Source organism: Mesorhizobium sp. PUT5, assembly GCF_052216645.1.
Lineage (GTDB): Bacteria > Pseudomonadota > Alphaproteobacteria > Rhizobiales > Rhizobiaceae > Mesorhizobium.
In genome coordinates, this window is the sequence record NZ_JBQOSO010000002.1 from 1 (window position 1) to 15,869 (window position 15,869).

At 60.4% G+C, this 15,869-nt stretch carries 19 protein-coding genes; 12 read left to right on the top strand and 7 right to left on the bottom strand.

Annotation, left to right across the window (positions count from 1 at the left end):
• Positions 1-1,137: 1,137 nt before the first annotated feature.
• Positions 1,138-2,088: a type IV secretory system conjugative DNA transfer family protein gene (locus ACTDI4_RS01565; RefSeq protein ID WP_442839469.1), complete on the bottom strand. Its 951-nt coding sequence runs from the start codon at positions 2,086-2,088 to the stop codon at positions 1,138-1,140.
• A gap of 33 nt (positions 2,089-2,121) precedes the next feature.
• On the opposite strand from ACTDI4_RS01565, the gene ACTDI4_RS01570 reads away from it, so the two are divergent.
• From ACTDI4_RS01570 to ACTDI4_RS01610, 9 genes are all read left to right on the top strand, one after another.
• Complete coding sequence (locus ACTDI4_RS01570; RefSeq protein ID WP_442839470.1) at positions 2,122-2,388, top strand: hypothetical protein; 267 nt, start codon at positions 2,122-2,124, stop codon at positions 2,386-2,388.
• 220 nt (positions 2,389-2,608) lie between these two features.
• Positions 2,609-2,893, top strand: a complete 285-nt coding sequence (locus tag ACTDI4_RS01575; protein ID WP_442839471.1) for a type II toxin-antitoxin system RelE/ParE family toxin — start codon at positions 2,609-2,611, stop codon at positions 2,891-2,893.
• Positions 2,893-3,201, top strand: a complete 309-nt coding sequence (locus ACTDI4_RS01580; RefSeq protein WP_442839472.1) for a HigA family addiction module antitoxin — start codon at positions 2,893-2,895, stop codon at positions 3,199-3,201. Before ACTDI4_RS01575 ends, ACTDI4_RS01580 begins: the two co-directional genes overlap by 1 nt.
• 313 nt (positions 3,202-3,514) lie before the next feature.
• On the top strand, positions 3,515-3,868 hold the full coding sequence (locus tag ACTDI4_RS01585) for a DUF3768 domain-containing protein (protein ID WP_442839473.1): 354 nt from the start codon (positions 3,515-3,517) through the stop codon (positions 3,866-3,868).
• On the top strand, positions 3,868-4,263 hold the full coding sequence (locus tag ACTDI4_RS01590; RefSeq protein ID WP_442839474.1) for a hypothetical protein: 396 nt from the start codon (positions 3,868-3,870) through the stop codon (positions 4,261-4,263). The genes ACTDI4_RS01585 and ACTDI4_RS01590 overlap by 1 nt, the downstream gene beginning before the upstream one ends.
• A gap of 170 nt (positions 4,264-4,433) precedes the next feature.
• Complete coding sequence (locus tag ACTDI4_RS01595; protein WP_442839475.1) at positions 4,434-4,655, top strand: hypothetical protein; 222 nt, start codon at positions 4,434-4,436, stop codon at positions 4,653-4,655.
• Positions 4,656-4,776: 121 nt separating this feature from the next.
• Complete coding sequence (locus tag ACTDI4_RS01600) at positions 4,777-5,133, top strand: plasmid mobilization protein (protein ID WP_442839476.1); 357 nt, start codon at positions 4,777-4,779, stop codon at positions 5,131-5,133.
• Positions 5,105-6,424, top strand: coding sequence for a relaxase/mobilization nuclease domain-containing protein (locus ACTDI4_RS01605; RefSeq protein WP_442839477.1), 1,320 nt, complete (start codon positions 5,105-5,107; stop codon positions 6,422-6,424). The genes ACTDI4_RS01600 and ACTDI4_RS01605 overlap by 29 nt, the downstream gene beginning before the upstream one ends.
• 96 nt (positions 6,425-6,520) lie before the next feature.
• Positions 6,521-7,006 carry a hypothetical protein gene (locus ACTDI4_RS01610; protein ID WP_442839478.1) on the top strand — a complete coding sequence of 162 codons (486 nt, stop codon included), beginning with the start codon at positions 6,521-6,523 and terminating at the stop codon, positions 7,004-7,006.
• A 115-nt stretch (positions 7,007-7,121) separates the two neighbouring features.
• Here ACTDI4_RS01610 and ACTDI4_RS01615 read toward each other — a convergent pair whose 3' ends face one another.
• Both ACTDI4_RS01615 and ACTDI4_RS01620 read right to left on the bottom strand, forming a co-directional pair.
• Positions 7,122-7,409: a hypothetical protein gene (locus tag ACTDI4_RS01615; RefSeq protein ID WP_442839479.1), complete on the bottom strand. Its 288-nt coding sequence runs from the start codon at positions 7,407-7,409 to the stop codon at positions 7,122-7,124.
• Positions 7,406-8,122, bottom strand: a complete 717-nt coding sequence (locus tag ACTDI4_RS01620; protein WP_442839480.1) for a ParA family protein — start codon at positions 8,120-8,122, stop codon at positions 7,406-7,408. Before ACTDI4_RS01620 ends, ACTDI4_RS01615 begins: the two co-directional genes overlap by 4 nt.
• A gap of 508 nt (positions 8,123-8,630) precedes the next feature.
• Between ACTDI4_RS01620 and ACTDI4_RS01625 the strand changes: the two genes are divergently transcribed.
• Positions 8,631-9,407 carry a helix-turn-helix domain-containing protein gene (locus tag ACTDI4_RS01625; RefSeq protein WP_442839481.1) on the top strand — a complete coding sequence of 259 codons (777 nt, stop codon included), beginning with the start codon at positions 8,631-8,633 and terminating at the stop codon, positions 9,405-9,407.
• 477 nt (positions 9,408-9,884) lie between these two features.
• Here ACTDI4_RS01625 and ACTDI4_RS01630 read toward each other — a convergent pair whose 3' ends face one another.
• Genes ACTDI4_RS01630 through ACTDI4_RS01640 form a run of 3 tightly spaced genes read right to left on the bottom strand, consistent with a single transcriptional unit; the run spans position 9,885 to position 12,548 of the window.
• A complete protein-coding gene (locus tag ACTDI4_RS01630; protein ID WP_442839482.1) occupies positions 9,885-10,805 on the bottom strand; it encodes a XamI family restriction endonuclease in 921 nt (306 codons plus the stop codon).
• The gene (locus ACTDI4_RS01635) at positions 10,720-12,375 is read right to left on the bottom strand and encodes an Eco57I restriction-modification methylase domain-containing protein (RefSeq protein ID WP_442839483.1); all 1,656 of its coding nucleotides are present in this window, start codon (positions 12,373-12,375) and stop codon (positions 10,720-10,722) included. Before ACTDI4_RS01635 ends, ACTDI4_RS01630 begins: the two co-directional genes overlap by 86 nt.
• Entirely contained in the window at positions 12,372-12,548 is a 177-nt protein-coding gene (locus tag ACTDI4_RS01640) for a hypothetical protein (RefSeq protein WP_442839484.1), read from the bottom strand. The genes ACTDI4_RS01635 and ACTDI4_RS01640 overlap by 4 nt, the downstream gene beginning before the upstream one ends.
• 51 nt (positions 12,549-12,599) lie before the next feature.
• Between ACTDI4_RS01640 and ACTDI4_RS01645 the strand changes: the two genes are divergently transcribed.
• Positions 12,600-13,451, top strand: coding sequence for an abortive infection family protein (locus ACTDI4_RS01645; protein ID WP_442839485.1), 852 nt, complete (start codon positions 12,600-12,602; stop codon positions 13,449-13,451).
• Here ACTDI4_RS01645 and ACTDI4_RS01650 read toward each other — a convergent pair.
• On the bottom strand, positions 13,434-14,030 hold the full coding sequence (locus tag ACTDI4_RS01650) for a recombinase family protein (protein ID WP_442839486.1): 597 nt from the start codon (positions 14,028-14,030) through the stop codon (positions 13,434-13,436). The genes ACTDI4_RS01645 and ACTDI4_RS01650 overlap by 18 nt on opposite strands.
• Positions 14,031-14,232: 202 nt before the next feature.
• On the opposite strand from ACTDI4_RS01650, the gene ACTDI4_RS01655 reads away from it, so the two are divergent.
• A partial coding sequence (locus tag ACTDI4_RS01655) for a hypothetical protein (RefSeq protein WP_442839487.1) occupies positions 14,233-15,869 on the top strand: 1,637 nt, incomplete at its 3' end.

Here is a 15,869-nt window from a genome sequence, read left to right on the forward strand (position 1 = left end):
GGAGTGCACCGGATCGGGTGAGGAAGAATCCTGTACTGAAGTCTGCGAAACGAAAAGCGAAATCCGCTATAATTATCAATCCGTCAGCTTAAGCTCTTGTGACGCGCCGGTTGCTCCTGAGGAACCGGCTGTCCCTGAGACGCCGGGTACGCCGGAAGAGTCTGTCGAGCCGGACTTACACGAAGAGCCGGCACAGATAGAGACCGGTACTTGGGGTCTGAGACCGCCTGTTTGTCCAAAAATATGCGGGCAAGCCGCGCAAACGCGGCATGGAAGTGTAGTTTGCCAGAACCCGGAAACAGGGGCTTCTCTTCCAAGCAGTGCATGTAATGATGCGGGGCCGAAACCGCAACCGGACAGTATATCCTGTGATGCGACAGTACCATGCCCGCCCGTAGTTCAGACGGGAACGCATTGTCAGAAAGCAGCCCGTTTTCATCATTTGAGTTGCGCGAATGGACAATCTTTAAGGCTAGAAATTCCTTATGGAAGCCTGCCGAACGGATGCCGTGTCGTTTCGACAACCGTAGAGAGCGACAATTTCGGCCACACATGTTTTCGGAGTTGTCCGGCTGGTGCATCGGGCACCGGCCCATGCGCCTTGCCGTAATATTTCTAGAAAGGGTTAGAATATGAATTGGAAGTCTATTTTAGCAATTGTTTTATTAGCTAGTGCGCCTGCCGTTGCTCGGGCTACGCCTTGCGTGAATCCGCCCGGCGATGCAGGCGATCAGGTCTATAATACCACCTACAACGTCATGCAGTATTGCAACGGCTCACACTGGGTCGCCATGGGGTCGATCATGGGGCAGGGCGACGGGCTGGGCGATCATATGGCGGGGCAGGCGCTCGATATGGGCGGGTTTCGGATTCTAAACCTCGCCCCGCCGACCGCCGACAATCATGCGGTGACGCGCGCCTATGTCACGTCCGCAATCGCGGCCATTCCCGCACCGGCTACCCCGAACCTCTCGGCGGTGCTGGCGACCGGCAACGCGGCAGGCAACCGCAAAATCACCGGCCTCGCAACGCCCACCGCCTCCACCGATGCGGCGACCATGGCCTATGCCGATACCAAGGTGCGTAAGGCCGGTGATACCATGACGGGCGCATTGAACGTGCCTATTACGCCAACAGCTAACGCGCACGCCACATCGAAGGAGTATGTCGATACCGTTGTGGCGAGCGCGGCGGGCGGCGCGGCCCCGGCTGACCGATTGCCATGCCGAACACGCCGATCAGCGTGTTCAGCCATGGAAGGGCGACCGCCAGCATCGAGGGCGGCACGAGAATGAACACCGTGACCTTTTCGGTTTTCAGGCGGGAGGCGTCGAAACCATCCTTGGCGACATGCTCGCCGAGCGGCGTTGACGGGGCGTACCGTTTGGTAGCAAGTGCGGCCTTGGAGATGACGCCGGCCCATTGCGCATGAATCTTGGTGAGAGCGGCAAAGCGCGTGGCATCGTCCTGCAAGGCCGGGTGGCCTTCATCTTCGATCCATTCGAGGCGCTGCGCGATGTTTTCCGGCGTATCGCGCACGACGCGGTAGAGGAACGCCAGATTATGCAGATCGGGCGCATCATAGAGCTTGATCGAGGCGATCATGAGCGCGAGAAATTCCGCGCCTTCATCATTCCAGTAGGAGCCGCTTTCGCGGCGATCACCGACCATCAGCAGGCGGGCGAGCGCGTTTGTGTCGGTGATGAAATTCGGGCTTTTCGGATCGAGGACGGAGAGCGGATTGAACCCGTCATCGGGATAGGCGACGCCCGTATCCTTCTCAAACACCGAGGCGAACGGATTTAGAAAGACGACCGGGCCGATTTGCGCGCGCCGGCGCGCGGTCATCGCCGCCAGTTCGCCGGACGGATCGGTGACGATCACCGCCCCTTCCGTCAGCTCGCACAGCGTCGGGACGACGAGGCCGGAGGATTTGCCGCCGCCGGTGCCGCCGATGGTGATGATATGCCCCTCGCCGCTATGGTAGAGATCGACGCCGCGCGCGCGGCCGAGAAACAGCCCGCCCGGTTGCGTCAGGCCCGCGCGGCGCAGATCGCGCCGGCGCGCCCACCTTGCCTTGCCGAACACGCGCCCGCCGAACAGGCGGCGCAGCCAATAGGCATGGCGCAGCGGCCACCAGATCAGCCCGCGCATTCCCCATATGGCGAGGACGATCAGCCCCCAGCCGATATAGGGGGCGGCGGATCGCAACGCGGCATTGATGCCGTGCCGCTCGCCGTAGGCGATGAAATCGCCAAAGAGGAATCGAAATATCGGGCCGTCAGGCGACCATGGCAGGGATATGAAGCCGGCCAGATACAGGCCGATCAGAACAAGAATTATCCGGCCGATCATGCGCCGGCCGGTTCACCTGCCATCATGCAGTAAAACGCCCTCTAATTGCCCTGAAGGCAGATTATCGAGCCATGGGCGGCGGTCAAGCATCCGAGGAGGCGCGCGAGCGCCGAGCAGATGCTTGACGGGCGCGCAGGGCGATCACAGCCTTGTTTGCGGGGTTTCAGCTATGCTGGAACCCCTGCCCTAGCGGCGAGCGGCCTTTGTAGATTTTGCTTGCAATGTGTACGGCGAAACCGTACACTTGAAGACAATGAGATTTCGCAGCACACGACACAGAGGGCTGAAAGCCCTGATAGAGAACGGCGATTCCAAAGGGATCAGGCCCGATCAAACGAAGCGGATAACGAACATACTGGCGGCGCTGCGCTATGCCGCCAGCATGGACGAGGTAGCCGGCCCGCCCGGTTGGCGAATCCACCAGTTGACGGGCGACCGTGCCGGCACATGGAGCATTTCAGTGTCCGGGAACTGGCGGATCACGTTCGAGATCGAGGACGGCGAAATCTCCAACCTAGATTTGGAGGACTATCACTGATGAGCGAAGCTATCGGAAAAATTGGCATGACGACGCCGCACCCCGGCGCGTTCATCCGCGATGAAGTTTTGGACGAGCTGGGCCTTTCGATTGCCAAGGCGGCCGACATACTGGACGTGCGCCGTGCAACGCTTTCCGACCTTGTGAACGAGAAAGCGCGCCTATCGCCGGAAATGGCCTTGCGGATCGAGAAGGCGTTCGGCGTCAGCATGGACATGCTTTTGCGTATGCAGGCCGGCTACGACACCGAAACCATGCGCCGGCAGGCCGACGCAATCACGTTGCCGCGCTACAGCCCCGCGCCGTGATGATTGACACGCAATTGCGGGAACGGCGACACAGCCGTTCCCGCGCTTCGCGTAAGACCACTTCCATGAAACATACAGAACACAGCGCCTAAGCCGTTTCTTGGCCCTGTGGCGCTTTCTGGTGGCGGTTTTCCCTCGCGGCCGGGAACACACCAGCCTTGCCGGATTACGCATCCCACGCGGCGCTATGCGTCAATGTCCGGCCCGCTCCATTCGCTTCGCTCCCGAGTAGTCCATGTGACGCGCGCTCGCGTCGGTCTGCCTTTCACCGTCACGGCTGGAATGACCCGGCCGCAGACAGAAAGGAAAAACCATGACCACCTCTCAAACCTCACCGCCGGCGCGGCCACGGCCGACCATAGCCGAGCTGAACGACGCTTTCCGTTCCAGCTTCCTTTTCGGGCAAATCCTGTTGACCCCCGGCATTGCCAGCCTGCCCGGCCCGGATCGCGCGGCGATCATCGCCAAGGTGCAGAGCTTCGATGCTTTCGGCCCGGACAACGACCCCTACGGCGAGCATGATTTCGGTTCGTTCGATCAGGCCGGCGTCAAGGTGTTCTGGAAGATCGACTATTACAATCTGTCGATGACAGGCGGCAGCGAAGACCCGGCCGACGTGAAGAAAACGCGGCGCGTTCTCACCATCATGCTGGCGAGGGAATACTGATGCAGACGTTTTCCCCGCAGATCGGCGACGAGCTTGCCGACCGTTACACCGAGCAACTGGAGTCCGCGCTTATGGCGCGGGCTTTGGCCGACGCCGGCGCGTTGCCGGACGAGCGCACGCGCGCGATGCTGTCATGCTGGATCGTCGGCGTGTTCAATTCGGCCGCGGCCGAATTGCGCACGCTCGCCGAAGGCCGCGGCGAGCTGTCATGGCAGTTGGAAGGTGACGGCTTCCGGCTGGTCTGGCAATCGCCGACCGGCCTCGCTTGCCATCTGGCGCGCGTGTACCCGCAGGCAAACGACACATGGGCCGCGCTGATCGTCGCCGGTGTTCGCGACGATGTGGACGAAGCCATGGCCGCTGCCGAATGGGGCGTGTCGAGGTTGAGCGCGTGAGCAGCCACCATTGCCCCAACCTGCCCCCCCGCCCCGCCACGGTTCAAGGGCTGCAAAACAGAAGGCCGCCGGCCGCGCCAAGGCGCGGGGCGGCCTAACCGTTTCGGTCCCTTGAGCCGCGTCGCTGCGTGGTGCCGGCCGGGGCAATGGTACAAAAGGAGGAACCCACCATGCTTAAATCCATCACCCGAAACCGCGCCCGCCGTCATGTCGTGACGCAGGCCGTTGCCATTCTGGAAATCGTGGACCGTCACGCCATCGACCTGATCGCCGCCAGAGCGGGCGGAAAGGCCGGCGACAGCGGCGCTCCGGTGCAGGGCTACAGCCGGATTCCGTGGCCGTGGAGAGGCCGCAGGGGCGCAGCGGCAATATTGAGGTTAATGACCCCTTAACGCAACTTATGATAGGCTGTAGTATGAGGGTAGCCAGATGTGTATTTGTCATAACAAATACTCTGGCAAGGGAGGCGCTGCACCCCCCTTTGAACCCCCTGCTAAGGAGCTGTGGACGGCCGTGGCACGACCGAAAAAATCCCCCGATGAACTGCGTGACACCTACATTCAGGTGCGCATGTCCATGCGTGAGCGCGCGCAGATCGAACAGCGTGCAGCCGCCTATGGCCTCACCCTGTCCGAATACATGCGCCGCACCGGCAACGGCCGGCCGCTGCCGGCCGGCGTTGCCGAGCAGCACAGCCGTGCTGTGCTGGCTACGGCGCTCTTGCGGCTGGGCGTCAATCTCAACCAGATTGCCCGCCACATGAACGCCGGCCGTTTCGCGCCGCCGCATCTGCCTCATCTGATCGAGGACATACGCAGCCACGTCGAAAGGCTTTCGCGCGATGAACCCCGTCGAGATCGGCACGGGTAAGTCCTTCAAGGGACTTGCCGCGTATATCCTGCACGATGTCGGCCGCGCCGAAACCGCCGCGCGCGTCGGTTGGGTGCAGTCATACAATCTTGACGAGGCAGAGCCTGATCGCGCGTGGCGGCTCATGGCAGCGACCGCCATGAGCGCCGACCAGCTGAAGGAAGCGGCCGGCATCAAGAAGGGCAAACCGGCGAAGAATGTCGCCTATCATTTCTCGATTACGTTCAACCCGCAGGAGCAGGTCAACGAGGACGTGCAGCGCGCAGCCGTCGCCGGCGCGCTAAAGGCGCTTGGCCTTGACCGGCATCAAGCGCTTGCCGTCAGCCACACCGACACGGATCATCAGCATGTCCATGTCATGGTGAACCTGATCGACCCCGAAAATGGATTGTCGGCGGCGTCGAAGCAGCCGGACGGGAGTCAGGCGCTTATGTCGAACACCAAGCGCAAGCTGTCAAAATGGGCGCAGGCGTTCGAGCGCGAGCACGGTTTGACCGTGACCGAAGGGCGCTTGGCAAATGCCAACAAGCGCGCCGCTGGCGAGAAGGTGGACGCGCGGCGCAAGCCCCGGAACGTGTACGAGCGCGAGAAGCAGGAAACCACCGACCGCCGCCGCGACTTCGTGAAACGTCAGCATGACGACAAGGCCCGCGACCTCACGGCCGAGAGCCGCGCCATGCACGAGCAGCACCGGATCGAATGGGACGCGCTCAAAGCGGCCTATGGCAGCGAGAAAAACGCCATGCAGGGGCAGACCGGCAAGATTATCCGTCAGTCCGTCGCCGACACCAAAGCCGCCTATAAGCCGGCATGGGGGAAGCTGTTTGCCCGTCACCGCGACGAGCTGCGCATATTTGAGGCTGGCGAGCGATCGCCGATCGGGCGTATCTGGCACGCCGCCGCCGTGTTCCGCGAACGGGCGCTCGACGGCGACATGCTCGGCGGATTCGTTGCCGCCTTCTCCAAGGACGAGCGCCGCGCCATCGTGCAGAAGAAGCACGACCGCGAGCGCGAAAAGCTCGGCAAACAGATCCGCACGGAAATCACGCAGCGGATCCACCAGATCCGCCGCGATCAGGCCGAGGCGCAGCGGCAGGCCCGCGCGCGGTTCCTGCTATCGTGTGAAAATCTGCGCGGCGATCAGGAGCAGGCCCGCGCCGCAATGCGCGAGCGTTGGCAAGCCTACAATGCCGAGCGGCGTGCGGCACTGGTTACGGCGCAGCAGCGGCAGGCGCATATCGCGCGCGGCCGGGGCATGGCGCGGCAACGCGGGCGAGGATTGGAACCGTAATTTAACCGGCAGCAGAATCCGGTTGCTTGAATGGCGCGCAGCCCTTCTCCAATATGTTTGGCATCGAGCGGCCGCGTTAAACCGGAGTGCATCACCATGACCCCGACGCCATCGCCAGCTGACGCCATCGAGCAGCTGAAAGCCATGTTTGCGCGCGAAATGAAAAGGCCGGTTGACCTCACAGAGTTCAGAGGCGGCGAATGGTGGCAGCTTCTTGATAGCGAAGCGGAAGTGTTCCAGCTGGAACTTGCCGACATGCCCGCCCTTGTCGCCGCGTGGGATATGTTCGAGGCAATTGCCGACATCACGCACAACGATCTTCATAACAGCCCGCTTTGCATCGAGGCGCGCAGCGCCCTGCCCTATATCGAGCAGGGTCGGACGGACACGCTGCAATGGGAAATGTTCGCCCGCCTATTCGGTATTCGCGGCCGAACGGCGCGCGCGTGGTTTTATAAATTCCAGTTTTCCATGGCGCGGGGCGGACTGGATTCATGGAACGACGATGACATGCCGATGCCGCGCGCGCCCGTCATGTCGCCGGTCTATCGGCCGCAATTGTCGGACTGGCCGCGCGGCTAGGGCTTCGGATTCCCCTCGCCCTGGCGCGCGTCCCCGCCTTCGATCACGGCCCACCGGCCGAGCGCATCGAGAACGGTACGGAGTAACGGGCTTAGGTTGTCGTTTTCCCCCTTCATCATTGCGAACCTTTGCCCCGCTTTTCTTCGTAGGCGTCCATCATAAATTCCAGCAGATCGGCATATTTGTAGCGCTCGGATTTGCGGAGCGCGCGGAACCTATCAAGGACAGCCTTCGGCCCCTTGATGTTGAGCTGATCGTCGTCTGGCGCTTCGCGGCTTGGGAAACTCGCGACTTTCTCGACCGCCTTGCGGTCGGGAAGCCGTACAGCGGCAGGCGTATCGGCTGGCGCGCGCGGTGCGAAATCATCCAGATCGAACTCAAGAGATTGCCGGTGCTGTGTCATGCCGCCCTGCCCTTCTTATCGTCTTGCGCCGCGCCGGCATTGGCGCGCAGCTTTGCAACCAGCTCGGCAACAACGCCGGTAATGTTTTCAATGGCCCGATCAATGCCGTTTGTCTGCGCAGGATCGAGCGCACGCACGCTTCCGCCCATCGTGTAGATCGCGGAGAACGCATCTCGTTCGTGCAGCTCGACATTGAACGTGTCGATCCGGGGATTGTCGCGGAACTGCGAAGCAATGAAGCGCGCCGTGCGTGATTTTGCGACCGGCTTCGTTTGTGTGAACAGGATCGAGAATGGCAGCTCGGCGCGGCGCACCTTTGATACGTTTGTGACTTCGCGGATCGTATCAAGCGCCGCCTCGGCGTCCTGCTGCTGCTCCTTCATGGGGATTACAACCAGATCGGCTTGCGACATGGCATAGGCGTTCAGCTTCGAGCCGACGCCTTCAAGATCGACAATCACGAACGGATCGCGCGCGGCGGCCGCTTCGATTTCTTCGATGATTGTTTGTTCGCCGGCGTTGCGCACCACCGTCAGATTTTTGGGTGGCGGCGTTTTGCCTTCCTTGGGCGTTGCCCATTTGCTGACGGGATGACGCGGATCGGCGTCGATGATGGTAACGGCGGTTTTCTCGGCCAGCTCGCAAGCGATCAGGAGCGCACTTGTCGTCTTGCCGGAGCCGCCCTTTGAATTCGCGAAGGCGATGACGGGCATGGTTCTCTCACAGGGGTCAGGGTTGATGCAGCAAACATAGAGCGACTCGGTAAAGGATATCCTACCATATCCTAGAGTACCGTACCTAGAGGTACTTTAGAGTACGGTACTCTACGGTACTTTTTGAGATTCGCAGAAATCCGCCATGGGGCAACATCACACCGGAGGTAGGCGCAGCCGAGAATCGGCAGAAAACCTAGCCGTTTCACAAGGCGGTTGAGCGAGTGTCGCGGATCAGGCACGATTACCGCAAGAGGCGGCACGATTCGAGCTGCCGTATCAACCATTTTTGCGAGGGGACACCGACCAGAAATCAAAAAACCCGCCAAGGGCGGGCTTCTGATAATTCGGCCGAGGGCCAAGAATTCTGTGTGACAACTGAATTCTCCCCCAAAGCCGGATCATTTGCAAGAGGATTCTTGCCACGGATTTTTGCGCCCTTTTTTCAGGCGTTTAAGGCCGTGAGCGGCCAGCCCTTCGGCGGTTCAACCGAACCGAAGGAGCAACTATGAGCCTATACGACCGCCCCGCGCTCTACGCGCAGGAGAATGACCCCGAATTAATCGCATCCGCTAAACGTCTGGCGCAAAGCGCGCTTGTGCGTAAAACCACGCAACCGACCCCGCCCGCAGGCTGGAAAAAGCCCGTCTATGGAACGCCTGACTATCACAGGGCCATGGGATGGGGCTGGATTTCGCCAGAGGAAGTCGCACAGGACGCCGAGCGGCGCGAGCGGGCCAGAAGGGCGGCAGGAACGAGAGCGGCCCCACCGGCCCGCCACGAGCGCCCCGCGCCGGTCGATAGCTGGCAGTTTGCGCAGGGCATGGCGACGACCGCCGCGCGCGACGACCGCTTGACCCCGCAGGCCAAGGCATTGCTTCAGGTGCTGCGCGCGCGGGCAGGGAAGGGGACAGAAACGCGGACTTGCAAAACCACCCTAGCCTCTATCATGCGGCGCTCGACGCGCTCCATACAGCGCTACATCGCGGAACTGGTGCGGTTCGGCTACATCGTCACGAAAACCCGCATAGGGCGGCGGGGTCTCTATACCGGCCTGATTATCTCCATTACTGAAAAAGTGTTGCCGTTCTGGGCTTCGCGCAGCGGCTGGCAGGCATGGCAGGCCGCGCAACCATGCGAAGTGCTTGCTTTTCCAGATAGGACAGAAATGTCCCCTAAAAAGAAAACAAATATAAAAAACAATATAATTGATGCCTTAGCGCATTTTGAACCGTCACTTTTACGGCGCACTAAGCGATGGCGGGACATTGCCTTCACTGAATAAAAGCGGAATCGACCCTTCGGGCCGATGATTCAGCGGAGCGGGGCCTTTATGTTCGCTTCGCGAACGCCCCCGCATGTCTTTTTCCCGCCCAATAATGAAAGCCTGCCATGACAGCCCACGCAGTCAACGGCTTCGCCGTCCTTCGCTTCGCTACGGCCCTTCGGGTGACGACGCGGGCCTTACATGGCAATGCAAGGCTATCGGGACGGGGAACATCAAGGCCGCGCTTCGCGCGGGTTCGCTTCTCGCCTTCGGCGGGAATCGAACAGGGAACAACAGTTTTTCAGAGAGCAACGACCGGCCCACGGCGCAGGCCGAGAGATCGAGCAAGATTGCTTTCCGAGCAAGCAAGCGGCTAGATCGAACATCGACCGGCGAAGCCGCAGCAGGCGGGTTTTTGGTTAGGTGAACAGATCGACTTTTAGAAGATCGGAGGGCGCGCCATCGGTTAGAGCGGCCAACGCGGTGCCTGTTCGACTATGTGATCGAGGCGATAAAATCGCGCAGATCGTTCAAACGATGATCCCAAAAGAGATAGACATCCTTGTCGTTTTGCACGGTTTCGCAGTTCGCAACGCTGAAAACTCCATTGAGAACGGCGCAGGGGACCAGATTGGCCCGTCCGAGCTGGCTATACCAGATGGTCGCCTTGCCGCCCGTGTCATGCACGAGGCGCTTGTAGGAATTGACGCTGGAATTCGACACCTTGCATTCGATCGCCATGATCCTGCCATCCGCCAAACGTGTGACGACATCCGCCTTAGCGCCGGCTAGGGGCGTTTCGCCCATGAATGTGCCGATCGCCGGCGCGACCGACGCATTCGGAATGTCGTGTTTTGGAACTTCCGTATAGCCGAAATCCCGCAGCAGCTGCTTGACGTTTTCCTCTTGCCTGTCCTTGGCGTCGTTGCGGCGGAAGGTTTCAACTTTGCGTGCTGCTACCAAGGCAGCAGATGCCAAGATCGCGGCCGCTCGTTCATCGGGCGTTGGCGCGCGGCCGGCGTCGACCCATGGAAAGCGGTGCGGATCAAGAATGCGAATGATGACATCGCGAAGTCGAGCGGCGGACGCGGGATCAGCTCGCAACGGCGTCGGGCGGATCGAGGCGTCGACTAAGGTTTTTAGATCGTCTTCCGAGATAGGCGGCGCGGTGAGGTAGCATAGTGCGCGCCGCGTATCGTCGTCTCTCATTAAATCGGCGAGGACATCGACATTGACAGGATCAGCTTTGATGTCGGGAATTTGATCGACCACCCCGGCAAAGACGCGGCTGAAGTTCTCGAAATGCTCGGAATACAGCTCTAATGGTTCATCAAGCCGTTCCCGACGAAATGCCCTCACGCTCTCTAGGCAGTCGTCGGCGAGTTGCTGTGATGTCCATTTCGTCGGTAAAGTCATGCAAAGTCTCAAGCCTCGGAATGGCGATCCGCTCTATTTCCTTCGGCTCAAACTTCACTAGCCCGCCTGCATAGATGCGCCCGCCCTCTGTCGTTACACCATGGTGCAAGAAGCGCACAATTGCGTCCAGCGTTTTTGCAGGCAGGGTGTCACGTGGGTATAGACCGTGGGCGATGTTGATATGCCGTGCTTTTGCGGCATTTCGCACGAAATGAGGCGCACGGCGCGCCATGTAGGTGCATAAGATCGCTGCCGGCTCCTTATAGCCGACGCTCCACCATGCGCGCCGGTGGCGGGCGACATAGGATAAATCAGCGTCCTGTGTCCGCGCCCATTTCAAAAAGGCGTCGACCATCCGTCGCTCGGCTTTGGTCAGCTCCTCCAGATCAGCCGGCAGGTCGACGACGCGCCGCAACCGATCCGGGGAACGCAGAACAGCCTCAACCGCCAAAAGCTCCCGCGCTTTGGTGACGGCAGGCAGCAAGAATCGTTCGGGAAGGGGAGGGGCGTTCACGCCATGAACCCATACCGCATTGCCACCCGTTACTTGGCCGCGATGCACGCGGAATAGTTCACCAAGCTCGATCATGCCCGATCGCCGTACTGGCGTTGACCGGATCAGCGAAGACCATTTCGGCGCGCCGGCCAGATCGGCCCAAGACACCCGCCGCCCTTCCGAGAGGTCGGCCAGTTGCGCGACGCTATCGACGCTGCGCATGGTGAACTGATCCGGCCGCTGCCCGACCTGAAAACAGGTAATCGCGCCCGTGGTGAGCGCATCGGCGAAAGGCATGGCTTTCGGGTCAATGAGGTGTACGGATGTTCCGCCGAGACCATCGGCGAGCATATCGCGCAGCAGCCGCCCGTAATTCACGTCGAGCCATTCAGCCGCCGTGATGAACGCTCCGTAATCGCCTTGCCGGCCGATCAAACGGGTTTTCAGGAAGAAATGAACATGCAGGCCGGCGAGCTTGCTCGCCTTAAAGCCCACTTTTGCCGCTTGCGTAGCGAGCCAGTTTTTCCATTCTTCGCCAATATCGTGGTGGCGCACATAGGGCGGATTGCCGATGAACAGCGTCGGCCCGTCGACTTTTGGCAAGGAGAGCCGGCGATAATCAGTGATTTTGACCGTGAGGCGATCGGCAAAGCCAAGCACACTTGCGTTCGCGCGCAGCATTAAGGTGGCGAGTGGATCGGTTTCGACGGCGACCAAGGAGGCAGCAGAAAATCGCCTTGCAGCGGCGATTGTGAAGCGGCCGGAGCCTGCGCCAGCGTCGACGACACGGACAGGCGGTGCAGGTCGATCGGCCGCCCACGCGATCATGGCGTCGACAATAGCGGCGGGTGTGTAGGTTGCCCCGTGTTCGCGGCGATCTTCCGCAGAACGGATTTGCCCGAACAATTCCCCAAGAGGATCATCCCCGGCGAGGATCAGCGCCCGCGTGCTTTCGACGGTCGAATCGTCCACCGTCGCCCCTGCGCATAGCTTGCGTTCCGCAGCCGTGAGCGTGTGGCGGGCGGGAATCAATGCAGCAGAAAGGGCGGCGAGTTGCCGTTCGGTGCGGATCATGAGCGTGCCTTGTTACGGCGCTCCTGATAGTCCGCCCACATCTCCTCGAATAGCTTGCGCAGCGACATTTTTCGCTCGGCCGCTTCCACTTTGAGATCGCGGGCCAGTTCAGGCGACAGGCTCAATCCGACAATCTGCCGGTTTCCCTTGGTGGATTTTGGTGCTTCGGTCATGCAATGATGATGTCGACAAGTCGACGAAACGTCAAGGGGGGGACGAAGCAAATGACGGAGCTGATCAGCCGCCGCTTGCGCTCGATGTTGATGGACTACCTTTCCGCAAATTCGGTTTTGCGCGAGATCGAGAGCGAGTTTGAAGCCGAAGAAATCCCCTATGCGGAGCCGCAGAAACACGTCGGGGGGCAGCGACGATCGCTGATTCAGGGCTATTACGAGCAACTCGACTTTACAAATCCGGCCGATGCACGGCGCTTCCTCAATGTGCTTGCTGTCTTCATGGGGAAGATCGAGCGCACTATCCGCGATCCGGCCCCATGGGGAAATGATGCCAGCCGCGATGCGCGCCGCGTGCTCGAAGAGTTCGATGAGCAGTTGCGCCGCGACGGGTTCGCCTTCGACGGCGGCGTAATCGTTCCCATTACCGCTGCCGCCCGTCTTGCTGACGCAAAATCTATTGCGGCCGGGTTCGATGCAAAACATATGCACGATCAGATTCAACGGATCGAGGCGTCGATCGACACTGATCCGGCTCTGGCGATCGGTACGGCTAAGGAGCTGGTCGAAAGCTGCTTCAAGACCATACTGGCAGAGCGCGGCGTTGAAGCCGGGAAGGGTGATGACCTGCCGCAGCTTGGCAAAAAAGTCCTCAAAGAGCTGAAGTTGCTTCCCGATGACGTCCCCGATTCAGCGAAGGGAGCCGACACCATCCGCCGCATGTTGTCCAACATGGCGACGATCGTGCAGGGGCTTGGGGAGCTACGATCGCTCTATGGCACCGGGCACGGCAAGGAAGGACGCGCGAAAGGACTATCCCCCCGGCACGCGCGCCTTGCCGTAGGATCGGCAAGCACGCTTGTCACTTTTATTTTTCAGACGCACCTAGAGACAGGCCGTTAGCGCTCGCCGCAGCGTGAGCGGCGACACACCGAGCAATTCAGCGACCTCACGGCGCAGCTTGCCGGCCGCGATCATCTTGCGCGCTTCATCGACTTGAAACGGTGAGAGCAGGGGAGGGCGGCCGAGCTGGACGCCGCGCCGCTTCGCTGCCGCAAGGCCAGCCTTTGCGCGTTCGCCGATCAGCTCGCGCTCGAATTGCGCCATGATCGCCAGAATCCCGAAGATCATGCGGCCATCCGGTTTTGTGGTGTCGAGTTGCGCGCCTTGCCCGGTCAGGATTTTCAGGCCGGCCCCGCGCGCTTGCAGCGCCTCGACGATGACCACCAGATCAATCAGCGAGCGGCCGAGCCGGTCGAGCTTCCAGACGACCAGCACGTCGCCGGCCCCGCAGCGGCCGAGCGCGTCGGTCAGTCCGGCGCGATCCGGCGTTGCGCCGGATGCCTTGTCCTCGCAGATCAGCTCGCAGCCATCAGCGTGCAGCGCCTGAAGCTGGAGATCGAGGTTTTGTTCATCCGTGGAAACGCGCGCATAGCCTATTTTCATGGCGGGAATTTTGAACCCGGTTTTTGAACCATTCAAGCGGCAATGATTCCAAGGGCTTAGTTACCCCCAGAAACACCATTCAAAATCCTTGGTTTATGGATGGTCGGGGAGGGAGGCGGGCGAAACGGCGCAGGCGAAGTATCAAAGCGGATTATTTAAGTATTTATTATCGAATATATTTTCTTCTCTTAAATATTGATTAGATTTACAATGAGTGTTCATAAATCAAGGTATATGAATGGCATTGTTTTCGGAGATGGCAAATAGAAATAAAATATTATTTGGTAGAGCATCGCTATCATGTTTTGCGGTAGTGGCGGTATTATCGCTTGCGGCTTGCCTTCCTGATGCCGACAGCGTGCGAGAAAAGCGCTTGCAGGATTTCAGTGAGGGCGAGGCATCCAGCTTAGCAACGGCGCTATCCGCCTATTTGACGCAAAGCCACTGGACGTTGATGCGCAACGCGGCGTTCCTGAACGGAACGCTGGCGCAAGGCGAGGCTGGGCGCTCGCCCGACGGCTTTCTGGCAAACGGCTATTGCCGCGACGGCAGCGGCGACACCGAAAACCACATGCTGCTGGCATGGTACACGCAAACCGACCGTAGCGGGCAATTCACGGTGAAAGGCATTGGCACTGGCGCGGGGGCCAGCATCGTGCAGGCTCTCGCACAACACGTCGCCCCGCAAATGACCGGCTATTACGGCGATAACGCGGTGCAGTTGCGCGGCCCGCGCCGCAACGGCGAAACCAGCCTTGCACTTCCGGCGGGCTGCGATCTCGGCATCCCGAATGGCGCGCCGGTGGTGGTGATAGAGCATATCGCGCCGGTGGATCAGGCGGGCATCGCAGGCGGCTCTTTTGAATACCGGACACTGCCTTGCGAAGATTCCGGCGATATTGGCGCGCGCACCGACCGGCGCAGCGTGCGCACGCGTGATGATGGCACGGTCGTGCGCGGTGCGTGGGAAGCCCATGACACGACGTGCGGGGGCGCGGTCGGCAGCCGCGCGGTGAGCATCGAGCGCTCGATAGGCAATCTGGTCGGCGCACTGGATTTAGCGGGTGCAGGCGAGCTTCAGGGAGCCTTGAGCGGCCTTGCCGGATTGGATTGCATGAAGGTTCACGCCGGCGAGCAGCAAACTGACGCGGACGGAAACGAAATCGGCCGTGGCGGAGAGATCGCGGATACATGCGACACCCGCAACATTGCCGTGACCGAGTATAAGACCGACAAGGATATGGAGCGCACTGACGAAGTGAGGCTCCGTGAAGAAATGAGCGTGTCATGCGGAGCCGGCAACACAGGATCCTATCTCAAAGGGCAGCATAGTGCGAATTTCAAGGGCTATACCGGCACGCTGGATGTTGGCCCATGGTTCGGGGCGGCGGTTTTCGAGCGTTTTACCTATGCGGCCGAACAGCAGGACGGCGGGCAAAGCAGCATTGACGGCCGGCAGATAGATTACTGGCGCGGGCATGAATTGGAATGTAGCCGTGTCGAGCGTCTAAAAATTGATTGCTTCGATGTATTTCCCGAATATCGCTCTCTTGAGCCGGTCGCCCTTGCCGGGATGCAGGCGCGGCGGGAAAACCGCATAACCGGCTGGGCGGTCAAGCATCCTCCGGCCCCAAATTCGCCCTTGGCGGATAATGACGGATGGTATGATGAAAGTGCCTCGTGCGAGTGGAAAGAAACCAGCACATACGGATGCTGCTCGCATCTGGGCGATGATTGGGAACTTGCCGGCACCGGCATAAAAGAGCGCAACATTGCCGGGGTGTCCATAAAATCAGCATCGCTTGGTGAGTGGCGGGATATATCACCCGCGCAATGCCGCCAGCCCTATATATATTCTTGGCAGGAATGTTGGCA

Bases quoted from the DNA above. Each gene is read 5' to 3' on its own strand.
- ACTDI4_RS01570 (WP_442839470.1), top strand. From the start codon at position 2,122: ATGGCGCAGCGGCCACCAGATCAGCCCGCGCATTCCCCATATGGCGAG.
- ACTDI4_RS01575 (WP_442839471.1), top strand. From the start codon at position 2,609: ATGAGATTTCGCAGCACACGACACAGAGGGCTGAAAGCCCTGATAGAG.
- ACTDI4_RS01580 (WP_442839472.1), top strand. From the start codon at position 2,893: ATGAGCGAAGCTATCGGAAAAATTGGCATGACGACGCCGCACCCCGGC.
- ACTDI4_RS01585 (WP_442839473.1), top strand. From the start codon at position 3,515: ATGACCACCTCTCAAACCTCACCGCCGGCGCGGCCACGGCCGACCATA.
- ACTDI4_RS01590 (WP_442839474.1), top strand. From the start codon at position 3,868: ATGCAGACGTTTTCCCCGCAGATCGGCGACGAGCTTGCCGACCGTTAC.
- ACTDI4_RS01595 (WP_442839475.1), top strand. From the start codon at position 4,434: ATGCTTAAATCCATCACCCGAAACCGCGCCCGCCGTCATGTCGTGACG.
- ACTDI4_RS01605 (WP_442839477.1), top strand. From the start codon at position 5,105: ATGAACCCCGTCGAGATCGGCACGGGTAAGTCCTTCAAGGGACTTGCC.
- ACTDI4_RS01610 (WP_442839478.1), top strand. From the start codon at position 6,521: ATGACCCCGACGCCATCGCCAGCTGACGCCATCGAGCAGCTGAAAGCC.
- ACTDI4_RS01615 (WP_442839479.1), bottom strand. From the start codon at position 7,409: ATGACACAGCACCGGCAATCTCTTGAGTTCGATCTGGATGATTTCGCA.
- ACTDI4_RS01620 (WP_442839480.1), bottom strand. From the start codon at position 8,122: ATGCCCGTCATCGCCTTCGCGAATTCAAAGGGCGGCTCCGGCAAGACG.
- ACTDI4_RS01625 (WP_442839481.1), top strand. From the start codon at position 8,631: ATGAGCCTATACGACCGCCCCGCGCTCTACGCGCAGGAGAATGACCCC.
- ACTDI4_RS01630 (WP_442839482.1), bottom strand. From the start codon at position 10,805: ATGACTTTACCGACGAAATGGACATCACAGCAACTCGCCGACGACTGC.
- ACTDI4_RS01635 (WP_442839483.1), bottom strand. From the start codon at position 12,375: ATGATCCGCACCGAACGGCAACTCGCCGCCCTTTCTGCTGCATTGATT.
- ACTDI4_RS01640 (WP_442839484.1), bottom strand. From the start codon at position 12,548: ATGACCGAAGCACCAAAATCCACCAAGGGAAACCGGCAGATTGTCGGA.
- ACTDI4_RS01645 (WP_442839485.1), top strand. From the start codon at position 12,600: ATGACGGAGCTGATCAGCCGCCGCTTGCGCTCGATGTTGATGGACTAC.